Below are 10,783 nucleotides of genomic sequence, written 5' to 3'. Positions count from 1 at the left end.
CAAGCATGTCACTTTAACCGGGGATCGACGTGAACGCCATCCTAAATTATCTGGTCCACCTGGCGCTGGCCGCCTTGTTGTTGGTAGTCTTCTTCAAAGCCTATACATGGATGACGCCGTATGACGAAGTCAAATTGATCCGGCAGGGCAACCATGCCGCGGCGCTGTCGCTGGGCGGCGCCATGCTGGGTTTTTCGATGACCATCGCATCGAGCATCCTGCATACCTACAATTGGCAGCAGTTCCTGGCCTGGGCCTTTGGCGCGATGATCGTGCAAGCGCTCGGCTACGCCATCACGACACGCTGCCTGAAAATGGCGCAGGACCAAATTGAGGCCGACAACAGCGCCTTCGGCGGCCTGCTCGGCACTATTTCGCTTTCCATTGGCGGCATCAATGCCGCCTGCATTTCCTGAGAGGTTACATCATGGGTATCGGCAGCTTTATCAAGAAGCAGTTTATCGACGTACTGCAGTGGAACGAGGACGCGGAAGGCGTATTGTCCTGGCGCTACCCGATGCAGGACTTCGAGATCCAGAACGGCGGCGTGCTGATCGTGCGTGAATCGCAGGTCGCGGTATTCGTCAACGAAGGCCAGATTGCCGACGTGTTCGGCCCCGGCACCCACAAGCTCACCACGCAAAACCTGCCGCTGCTGACCAACCTGAAGAACTGGGACAAGCTGTTCGACTCCCCGTTCAAGTCGGATGTGTATTTCTTCAGCACCCGCGTGCAGACCGGCCGCAAGTGGGGCACCCCGCAGCCGATCACGATCCGCGACAAGGATTTCGACATGATCCGCGTGCGCGCCTTCGGCATGTATTCCTACCGCGTGGCCGATCCGCGCAAATTCTTCACTGAATTGAGCGGCACCCGCAACATCTACACCCGCGACGACGTGGAAGACCAGCTGCGCGGCATCCTGCTGGCCTCCATGGCCAACTCGCTGGGCGCCTCGCAGATCGCCTTCCTCGACATGGCGGCCAACCAGGCCCTGATGGCGCAGGAAGTCAAAGGCGGCCTGGCCGACGCGTTTGCACGCTACGGCATCGGCCTGGATGAATTCAACGTCGCCAGCGTCAGCCTGCCGGAAGAACTGCAAGCCGCGCTGGACGAGCGTATCTCCGCCGGCATGAAGGGCGGCATGAGCGACGCCAAGATGGCCGGCTTCACCAAATACCAGGTGGCGCAATCGATCCCGCTGGCTGCCGGCAACGAAGGCGGCCTGGCAGGCATCGGCGCCGGCCTGGGTGCTGGGCTGACCGTCGGCCAGGTGATGGGCCAGACTATGGGCCAGGCGCTGAATCCGGGCGCGGCGCCAGTTCAAGCCCCGGCAGCACCAGCGGCACCCGCCGCGCCAGCGCAGGAATCGATCGAAGACCGCCTCGGCAAGCTGAAAGCCCTGCTGGACAAGGGTCTGATCTCGCCAGCCGACTACGACGCCACCAAGGCTGAACTGCTCAAGAAACTGATCGGATAAGCCAGGCCGCATGCAAACAGTTTCCTGCCCTAGCTGCGGCGCAGAGGTCAATTTCCGCTCACACGCCTCCGTCATGGCGGTGTGCGAGTACTGCAACACGCGTGTACTGAAGGAAGCCGGCGCGGTCAAAGACCTGGGCAAGATTTCCTCCGTGCTGGAGGACTATTCCCCGATCCAGGTCGGCACCAGCGGCGTACTGGGCGGCCGCAACTTCAATGTCGTGGGCCGCATCCAGCTGCGTTACGACGCGGGCATGTGGAACGAGTGGTTCATCGTTTTCGACGACGCCACCAGCGGCTGGCTGGGCGACGCGTCCGGCCAGTACACGGTGACCACCCTGCGCAAACCCGATGCGCAGCTACCGGCCTTTGAGGACATCCAGCCTGGCAAACCCTACCAGTTGGTGGGCGCTCGCTATATGTCGGCTGACGTCAGGACCGCGCAGTGCATCGGCGGCCAGGGCGAACTGCCGTTCAAGGTGGGCGATGGCTGGCAGGCGAAAGTCGCCGACTTCCGGCGCGGCAGCCATTTCATTACCCTCGACTATTCCGACGAAGGCCCGCCGCTGATGTACACCGGCGTCTCGGTCACGCTGGAAGCCATGCAAGCCCAATTACTGCGCGATGCAGACGAAATCAAGCGCACCGCCGGCCGCTACCGGGGCAAGCTCGATGCGCTGGACTGCCCCAACTGCGGCAGCCAGATCAAATACCTGCCCGGGCTGACAGCAAACCTGGTTTGCCAGTCCTGCCAGACCGAGATCGACGCCGCCAGCCCGAAAGCCGAGGTCATCGCCGTCGGCCGGCGGCAAGAGAAAGAATACTTCACGCTGCCGCTGGGCGCCTCCGGCAAATTGGGCAACCAGGATTTCACCGTCATCGGCGTGATGCGCCGGGCCGACGACGAGGGCAGCGGCTGGACCGAATACCTGCTGTACGGCAGCCGGAATGGCTTTACCTGGCTGGTCGAAACTGCCGATGGCTGGTCGCGCGCCAATGTGATGGACCAGTGGCCAGAAGCAAACGTGCTCGACGCCCAGACGGTCAACTTCGACAAGGCCGGCTACAGCAAACTGTATGACTACAACTCCGTCGTGACTTACGCGGCCGGCGCCTTCAACTGGCGTGTGGCGGTAGGCGACCATACTCACGTCTACGAATACAAGCGCCAGCAGGTGACGCTCGCGGCCGAACTAACGCCCACAGAACTTGGCTGGTCGCGATCAACCCCGGTCGCCTGGGACCAGCTCAAAGCCTGGTTCGGCGATGCCGTCAAAGGCGAGGACAAGGCCAGCGGCGAGGTTGCACAGGATTTCAGCAAAGGCCGATATGCGCGCTCGGCCAAGAACTGGATCATCGGCATTCTGGCGTTGAACGCCATTCCGCTGCTGTTCAATTTCGGCGGCACCATCGGCGTCACGATCCTTGCCTGCCTTGCGCTCTACCTGCCGGCCCTGGTGCTGGACGCAATCGACGATCAAACGAAAAAATGAATAAATTCTTCGGCTACGCTCTGGTGGTGAGCATGTTCAGTGTCGGCACCAGCTGGATCAAGTTTGTCAGCGGCCCATCGTCGAGTAGCGGCGGCGGCTACCACGGCAGCAGCTGGTCCTCCAGCTCCGGCAGCTGGGGCAGCGGTGGCGGCGGCGGAGGCCATAAGTGAGCATTCACCAACCCAGCGGCACGCACCTGCTGGCCGACATGTCCGGCATTGAGCCGGGCCTGCTTGCGGACTGCACAAGGATTGAGCAATTGCTGCGCGGCGCCGCAGCCGCAGCCGGCGCACAGGTGCTGCACAGCCACTTCCACAGCTTTGGCACCGGATTGGGAATAACCGGCGTCGTGTTGCTGGCGGAGTCACATATTTCGATCCACACCTGGCCCGAAAACGGCTTCGCAGCCGCCGACATCTTCATGTGCGGCGCCGCCCAGCCCCACCTGGCGCTGGAAGTAATCGAGGAAGCACTGCAGCCCGAGTGTTCCGAAGTCCGCACCGTCGACCGCGAGCCACCGCATTGACTTGCCCCGCCGCCGGTGCGACACTGGCGGCTTTCCCACCAACCTGACAGGAGTTTTGCCATGCGTTCGTTTGATCTTGCCCTCCTGTCGGCTGCCTGACCTTCAGCGTTTGAGCTAGAGCGCCCGGCCGGGCGCCGACATTTCCAGACTAATCCTGCTTGCCACGCCGCGCGTGGCTGGCCGTGTTCACCCATGGAAAACGCTCATCATGATCGACTTCGACTACGAAGCTTTACGCAGCATCGGACTTAACAATACCATCATTTCGCGCCTGGCCGAGGCACCTGCCGGCCGCCTGTACCGCATCACAGAATATCAACGCGACCGCATCAGCCTGCACGACGGCGTGGCCGAAATTCACGCTCGCGCCCTTCCCCGCCTGCTCGCCGGGACGGCGCTCTGCGCCGGCGACTGGGTGATCGCGCAGGCCAATTCCTTGAACGAGGTGTGGATAAACCACCGTTTATCCCCAATGAATCAATTCGCCCGCGCCGATTCACCTCCCATCGCGAGCAATATCGATACCGCCTTGCTGGTCATGGGCCTGGACGGCGACTTCAATTTGCGCCGCATTGAACGCTATCTGGCGCTCGCCGCGGCCGCCGAAGTCACGCCCCTGATCGTCCTCAGCAAACCGGATCTCTGCGCGGACATTGATGGCCGGGTGGCCGCGCTGACGGAACGGCTGCCGCCGCGCACGCAGTTCCTGCTGGTGAACGGCACCAGCGCGGAATCCATAACGCAGCTGGATCCCTGGCTAGGCCCCGGACAAACCATCTGCCTGCTTGGTTCTTCCGGCGCCGGCAAGTCAACCTTGACCAATGCCCTGGCTGGAGCAACCCAGGAAACCGGCGGCGTTCGGCGCACGGACCATCGCGGCCGGCATACGACAACCGCCCGGTCCATGCATTTCTGCCCTTCCGGCGCCTGCATCATCGATACGCCAGGCTTGCGCAGCCTGAGCCCGGAATCCTTGTCGTCAGCTTTCGACGATATTGAATCGCTGGCCGCAGGCTGCCAGTTCCGCGATTGCCGGCACGAGGGCGAACCCGGCTGTGCAGTGCTGGGCCATGTGGACCCCGACCGCCTGCACAACTTCCACAAGCTGCAACGCGAGGTGCGCCGCAACCAGCAAACAGCGCTGGAACGGATTGCTGAACGGCAGAAATGGAAATCACTGATGAAGTCGGCCGCTGCACGCAGCCGGCAAAAGCGCAGCTAGCTTAGCTGTACGGTGGCCTCGATATTGTTGCCGTCGAGGTCAATAATGAAGGCGCTGTAGAAATTTGCATCGCTGACCCGTGGACCTGGTGGGCCGTTATCTTCGGCTCCCAGGTCTATCGCCGCATGGTAGAAGGCGTTCACGGCATCCTGGTTCGGCGCGGAAAACGCCAAATGGATGGGACTACGCGAAGGTTCATGCCCATTCTTCCAATAGCTGGGAATCTCCGCGCCTACCCACAAGAATGGATGGCCGGTAGCAGAAGCATAAATGGCCCAGTCCAGGTCGGTCACCGCACGCCGAATCCCGAGGGGCGCCAGGCAAGCGTCATAGAGCGCCGCGCTGCGTACGAAATCCGAAACGACGATACCGAGATGGTGGATCATGGCTGCCTCCCATCGCTACTTTTAGTTCAAGACTAACACCGCGACTGGGCGGGTGGCGCACCACTCAGCCAGCCGGTCGGGTAAACTGTCATGACTAAAAACAAGAGGTTTCACACCATGCGCAAAGCCGCGCCACTCGCCCTGCTACTCGTCCTCGCCGGCTGCGGCGATACCTATACGCCCGCGTCGCTGTACCAGGCCACGTCTCCTGATTGCAGCACGCCGGTTGACGCCGATACCTTTGAACTGCCGCGTGGTATCACGGTGGCGGCCACCACCGTCCTGCCGCAAGCTGCCGAAGGCGGTATGGAAATCGGGGTCAACTACATGCTGCCGCGCACGACCCAGGTGCACTTTGCCACGGCCCACTTCCAGGTCAGCCAGCCGAAGGGTCCGCTGATTGAAAACGCGACCGTGCTGAGCGTCTACCAGCGCCCGACCAACGGCAAACCCGAGATGGTGGAAATCGTCAACGGCGTGCCGCTGGTGCTGTTCGCCGTCGGCACCAGCGACGATACCCAGTTCCGCTACCGGCTGATCATCAAGGGCAAGATGCCAAAGCGCTTCGACCTGACCCCGCCGGACGTCCTCATTGGCGGCAAGCGCTACGTGTCCCGCACCTTCACCTACCGCTGGTTCGAGGACAAGCAAGCCTACGGCATGTGCCATTGACCCCGTCTGCGCGCACCCGATTTCAATCTCGTGACACCAATGCGTTCTGTGGCTAAACCGGGTTCAGGTACATGGAATCGCAGCGCCGTGGATAGCGCGCGCAGCCGGGCTGCACAGGTACAGGATCACGTCGGCCAGTGCTTCCGGCGGAACCCATTTGCTGCGGTCGGCATTCGGCATGGCGGCACGGTTGTCCGGGGTATCGATGGTGCCGGGCAGGACGCAATTGACGTTGATGCCGTGACCACGCAACTCGGCCGACATTGACTCGGTCAGGCGAATTACAACGTCCTTGCTGGCACAGTAAGCCCCCATATTCGCCATGCCCTGCCGCGCAGAGCCGGAAGCGATGTTCACAACCTTGCCGCCCAGCCCGTCCAGCATGCCGGGCACCACCGCCGCGACCGCATTGCGCAGGCTGCGCACATTGAGATCGAACAGCTCGTCCCATTGCGCATCCGTCGTCGCATGCACGGGCGTCCCCATCGCAAACCCGCCCGCAATATTGCACAGCACATCGATACGGCCGAAGCGTTGGACAGCGGCGTTTGCGGCGGCAACGGCCGACGCAGCATCGCGCAGGTCGGCGACCGCCAGCATGCGCCGTCCGCTGGCAGGACCACAAGCGCTTTCCAGGCGCGCTGTTTCGCGGCCGATCAGGACAGTGTTGGCTCCTGCAGCATCGAATGCCCGCGCAACTGCGCTGCCGAGGGCGCCAGCTGCGCCGGTGATGAAGATCGTGGTCATGGCATTTCCTCTATGTTGCGTACGCAGGCGCGCGCACGTGTCTAAAGTGGGCGTTCAACCTGGCCTGAAAGAGACAAAAGGCAGCCGAGGCTGCCTTAATAATCACCAGGTTTCATCCTGTTTGGATACACGCTGGAAAGGTCTGATAAGGAGCTGATTGATAAATTTGTGGTAGAAGAGTTGATGTAAGTGGTAGCCGATGCTCCGTTTCAACTGTACACCTTGTCTTTCGGACTCGAGATTGGAGAACTGCGCGTGCTCGGAGAGGCCGACGCAATAAGGCACAACCGCTTTGACTGTCACAAAGTCCCGGTTGAATACGGCCCAGTCATCGGCCACTGCCCATACTGGGTAGAGATTGTCGAGCAGCTGCTTCGCGGCGGCGCGTGTAACGAAATAGCCATTTGCGCGAATCGGTGTGCCGTAAATGTCGGCTACCATGTATTTTTCATCGAGGCGCCGGGTCTTTCTATTCTTGTATTTCCGCACATGATTCAACAAGAAAACGACCGGTTCGCTGCTGGCATACTCGCGTTGCAGCCCTGATAAAACAGCGGGCAAATCCTCGCTTAGTTGCGCGTCATCTTCCAGCACCAGCGCATACTGCATGCCTTCTTCAAGCATTTTCCGATAAGTGAACACATGGCTAAGCGCGCAGCCAATCTCGGAAGGCGTCAGGTCATGCGATAGCTCAATGGCACGGCGCTTATCGTAGTGCTGCGCCAGTTCTTCAGGCGTTAGAAATTTGCCGTAGACCGCACTGAAAATCGTATAAGGGATGCCGGCTTTTTCGAGTTGTCGTGAGATGTTCTCCCGCCTCTCAACATCTTTCTCAAGATTGACAACGAAACATCCAACTTCATTTTTCATAAGTTAACTCCGAAGGCAGCGGAGACGCGACAGCTTTCTCCAGTTCCTCTTGCCTGTTGATGACTAATGCCGACAGGGCCGCCACGCTGATGATGTAGAAGTCGCTGCACAGGTTTGAATAGAACATGGTCTCGCTCAGGCCAAAGGCCAGGAACGCCAGGCTTGTGGCCAGCCCCATGCCGGCCGCTACGCGTTGCTGCGAGTCTGCGCTCCGCAAGAACTTCTTGAACCACAGGCCAGGTACAAGATAGAGTGCAAGCATGGCAATGGCACCAGGTGTTCCCAGCGTCGCCATGAAGTGCAGAAGGTCATTGTGAGAGTGGAGTTGCATTCCCGCTAGCGGCGTAATTACCCTGTCCCTTGCCAATTTTCTCAGCGTTTCCTCATATGGAGCAGTGCCAACGCCGAAAACTGGATTCTCCCGGAACATGTTCCAGGAAGCTTGCCAGAGTTGCAAGCGGATGCCGATCGACGTTTCGGCTTTCGGCTGTTCGGCATAATGCACGGTTTCGGAATAGGCGAGTTCGATCCGCGTTTTCGTGTATGGCAAAGAAGCCATCGCCGCGGCAAGCAACAGCATTGAAACAACCGATATAGCGATCTTGCGGCGATCGTGCATGCTCTGCTTAAGCGACACGGCAATCAGAATGAAGACGGGAACTGCGATCCAGCTACCACGGGTGCCCGACATATACGAGGCAACCAGACTCAAGACGCACGCCACTACTTTGATCGCCATCGGTGCGATTTCATCCCGCGTATTCCATCCGATTGAAAGCAAAGCCATGCATCCCATCAGCAGCGTCAGATTCGAGAACAGAATGAACGGGTTCGAGATGATGCCGCCAGGGCGTCCATTCACTCCATATGTCGTCCAGATCAACGCGATGGAGCAGAGCAGAGCCCCAATTACCCAAGACCACTGAAGAATACGGAGCTTATCGCTCGATAGTAGTAGGAACACCCAAAGCAAAAGCGGAAATACGGCAAGTTGCAGCCCTTTTTCAAAAGGCTTGAACACGAATGCGCCATGTGCAGCTTGATTAAGGAGGACTGCGATGAGCATGCCCGCCATTGCAAGATGAATACCCCAATATTTCTTTAAGATGTCACGAAATGACTTCCCGCCCGGCTTTACTCCAAGCGCAAGGCCACCAACAGCACACAATAGCAACACGTAAAAGTTGAAACGCCGGCCGACGGGCAAGATCAACAACACGCTGGGGAAAGACACTAGGAGTACGCTGAGAAGACGGTGCAGCTGGGATGTCTTTGTACTAATCTTTGTACTAATCATTTACGGTATTGGGGCGTCTACAAAAGGCGCCAGTGTTAGGCTTTGCTTAAGACAGGGATTATACAGAGTCCGATGCAGCGAACCTGATAATCAGGGCCATGGCGCGCGGAGCCGTTCTGGCTGGCCGATTCCCGGCAGCCTGTAGAAAGACAAAAAGGCAGCCGAGGCTGCCTTTCCATTGCGACGAGAAGAAGGGATCAGCCCTTGATCTTGCGCAGTTTTGCGATTGCTGCCAGCTGGCCGATAGCCGCTGCCAGTTCCGCTTGTGCTTTCGCGTAGTCGATGCCGGTCTGCTTGTTCGCCAGGCTTTCTTCCGCCAGTTTCTTGGCAGCTTCAGCTTTGGCTTCATCCAGGTCGTGACCACGGATCGCGGTGTCAGCCAGGACCGTCACGGCGTTTGGCTGCACTTCCAGCAGGCCGCCGGCGACGAAGACGAACTCTTCTTCAGCCTGGCCTGGAACCTGGATGCGCACCGCGCCTGGACGGATACGGGTGATCAGCGGGGTGTGCTTCGGGTAGATACCCAGCTCGCCCTGCTCGCCCGGCAACGCCACGAAAGTCGCTTCGCCCGAGAAGATCTGCTCTTCGGCCGAAACCACATCAACGTGAATAGTGTTTGCCATGTTTATCCTCTGTAGCTATAGCGGCCCCGGTGAGGAGGCCGCTACGACAATCGAATTAGCCCAGTTTCTTGGCTTTTTCGATGGCTTCTTCGATGGTACCAACCATGTAGAAGGCCTGTTCTGGCAGGTGGTCCAGTTCGCCGGAAGCGATCATCTTGAAGCCCTTGATCGTGTCTTTCAGCGAAACGTACTTACCTGGGGAACCGGTAAACACTTCAGCAACGTGGAACGGCTGGGACAGGAAACGCTGCATCTTACGTGCGCGAGCAACGACCAGCTTGTCTTCTGGAGCCAGTTCGTCCATACCCAGAATCGCGATAATGTCGCGCAGTTCTTTGTAGCGCTGCAGGGTGCCCTGTACGGCACGTGCGGTGTTGTAGTGCTCTTCGCCCACAACCAGCGGGTCCAGCTGACGGGAGGTCGAATCCAGTGGGTCAACTGCAGGGTAGATACCGAGTGCAGCGATGTCACGGGACAGAACGACGGTCGAGTCCAGGTGGCCGAAGGTGGTTGCTGGGGACGGGTCGGTCAAGTCGTCCGCTGGAACGTAGACGGCCTGGATCGAGGTGATCGAACCGGTCTTGGTGGAGGTAATACGCTCCTGCAGACGGCCCATCTCTTCGGCCAGGGTAGGCTGGTAACCCACTGCGGAAGGCATACGGCCCAGCAGTGCGGAAACTTCGGTACCGGCCAGGGTGAAGCGGTAGATGTTGTCCACGAAGAACAGAACGTCACGGCCTTCGTCACGGAAGGATTCAGCGATGGTCAGGCCGGTCAGCGCCACGCGCAGACGGTTGCCAGGTGGTTCGTTCATCTGACCGTAAACCATGGCCACTTTGGAGTTGGCTGGGTTTTCCAGGTCAACCACTTTGGCGTCAGCCATTTCGTGGTAGAAGTCGTTACCTTCACGGGTACGCTCACCAACACCGGCAAACACGGACAGACCCGAGTGCGCTTTAGCGATGTTGTTGATCAGTTCCATCATGTTCACGGTCTTGCCCACACCTGCACCGCCGAACAGACCAACCTTACCACCCTTAGCGAATGGGCAGACCAGGTCAATCACCTTGATGCCGGTTTCCAGCAGGTCTTGGGATGGGGACAGTTCGTCGTAAGCAGGAGCCACGCGGTGGATCGAAGCAGTCTGCTCGTGGGAGACAGGGCCGCATTCGTCGATCGGGTTGCCCAGCACGTCCATAATACGGCCCAGGGTAGCTTTACCCACTGGAACCATGATTGGTTTGCCGGTGTTCTGGATGGTCATGCCGCGACGCAGACCGTCGGAAGAGCCCAGAGCAATGGTACGGACAATGCCGTCACCCAACTGCTGTTGCACTTCCAGGGTCAGCTCGGAGCCTTCCATCTTCAGCGCGTCAAAAACCTTAGGCATCGCGTTGCGTGGGAACTCAACGTCCACCACAGCGCCGATACACTGAACGATTTTGCCATCAGCCATGTTCGTTCCTTC

The 10,783-nt window shown here is 59.4% G+C and carries 13 protein-coding genes; 7 read left to right on the top strand and 6 right to left on the bottom strand.

Annotated elements, in window-relative coordinates:
- The first annotated feature begins 29 nt into the window (after positions 1-29).
- From ACN9MU_RS02030 to rsgA, 6 genes are all read left to right on the top strand, one after another.
- Entirely contained in the window at positions 30-416 is a 387-nt protein-coding gene (locus ACN9MU_RS02030) for a DUF350 domain-containing protein (protein ID WP_426167014.1), read from the top strand.
- An 11-nt stretch (positions 417-427) separates the two neighbouring features.
- Entirely contained in the window at positions 428-1,480 is a 1,053-nt protein-coding gene (locus ACN9MU_RS02025) for an SPFH domain-containing protein (protein ID WP_426336789.1), read from the top strand.
- Between the two features lie 10 nt (positions 1,481-1,490).
- Entirely contained in the window at positions 1,491-2,972 is a 1,482-nt protein-coding gene (locus ACN9MU_RS02020) for a DUF4178 domain-containing protein (protein WP_426320190.1), read from the top strand.
- Entirely contained in the window at positions 2,969-3,142 is a 174-nt protein-coding gene (locus ACN9MU_RS02015) for a hypothetical protein (protein WP_426167008.1), read from the top strand. Before ACN9MU_RS02020 ends, ACN9MU_RS02015 begins: the two co-directional genes overlap by 4 nt.
- On the top strand, positions 3,139-3,498 hold the full coding sequence (speD, locus tag ACN9MU_RS02010; protein WP_426167006.1) for an adenosylmethionine decarboxylase: 360 nt from the start codon (positions 3,139-3,141) through the stop codon (positions 3,496-3,498). Before ACN9MU_RS02015 ends, speD begins: the two co-directional genes overlap by 4 nt.
- Positions 3,499-3,706: 208 nt before the next feature.
- Entirely contained in the window at positions 3,707-4,720 is a 1,014-nt protein-coding gene (gene rsgA / locus ACN9MU_RS02005) for a ribosome small subunit-dependent GTPase A (RefSeq protein ID WP_426320186.1), read from the top strand.
- On the opposite strand, the gene ACN9MU_RS02000 is transcribed toward rsgA, so the two are convergent.
- Positions 4,717-5,106, bottom strand: a complete 390-nt coding sequence (locus ACN9MU_RS02000; protein WP_426167002.1) for a VOC family protein — start codon at positions 5,104-5,106, stop codon at positions 4,717-4,719. The two genes, rsgA and ACN9MU_RS02000, sit on opposite strands and share 4 nt — an antisense overlap.
- 117 nt (positions 5,107-5,223) lie before the next feature.
- Here ACN9MU_RS02000 and ACN9MU_RS01995 point away from each other — a divergent pair, with 117 nt between their 5' ends.
- Positions 5,224-5,778 (top strand): hypothetical protein, encoded by a 555-nt coding sequence (locus ACN9MU_RS01995; protein WP_426336788.1) that lies wholly within the window; start codon positions 5,224-5,226, stop codon positions 5,776-5,778.
- 63 nt (positions 5,779-5,841) lie between these two features.
- Here ACN9MU_RS01995 and ACN9MU_RS01990 read toward each other — a convergent pair whose 3' ends face one another.
- The 5 genes from ACN9MU_RS01990 to atpD all read right to left on the bottom strand — a co-directional run bounded on the left by ACN9MU_RS01990 (position 5,842) and on the right by atpD (position 10,771).
- The gene (locus ACN9MU_RS01990; RefSeq protein WP_426344060.1) at positions 5,842-6,525 is read right to left on the bottom strand and encodes an SDR family NAD(P)-dependent oxidoreductase; all 684 of its coding nucleotides are present in this window, start codon (positions 6,523-6,525) and stop codon (positions 5,842-5,844) included.
- 102 nt (positions 6,526-6,627) lie between these two features.
- Entirely contained in the window at positions 6,628-7,395 is a 768-nt protein-coding gene (locus ACN9MU_RS01985) for a glycosyltransferase family 25 protein (RefSeq protein WP_426344059.1), read from the bottom strand.
- On the bottom strand, positions 7,385-8,629 hold the full coding sequence (locus ACN9MU_RS01980) for an O-antigen ligase family protein (RefSeq protein ID WP_426344058.1): 1,245 nt from the start codon (positions 8,627-8,629) through the stop codon (positions 7,385-7,387). The genes ACN9MU_RS01985 and ACN9MU_RS01980 overlap by 11 nt, the downstream gene beginning before the upstream one ends.
- 260 nt (positions 8,630-8,889) lie before the next feature.
- On the bottom strand, positions 8,890-9,315 hold the full coding sequence (locus ACN9MU_RS01975) for a F0F1 ATP synthase subunit epsilon (protein ID WP_155454855.1): 426 nt from the start codon (positions 9,313-9,315) through the stop codon (positions 8,890-8,892).
- 55 nt (positions 9,316-9,370) lie between these two features.
- On the bottom strand, positions 9,371-10,771 hold the full coding sequence (gene atpD / locus ACN9MU_RS01970) for a F0F1 ATP synthase subunit beta (RefSeq protein WP_155454856.1): 1,401 nt from the start codon (positions 10,769-10,771) through the stop codon (positions 9,371-9,373).
- Between the last annotated feature and the right edge of the window lie 12 nt (positions 10,772-10,783).

The organism is Pseudoduganella sp. R-32 (assembly GCF_049913245.1).
Lineage (GTDB): Bacteria > Pseudomonadota > Gammaproteobacteria > Burkholderiales > Burkholderiaceae_D > Rugamonas.
Note: the sequence above shows the minus strand (reverse complement) of the source record. Positions and strands in the feature narration are given on the sequence as shown.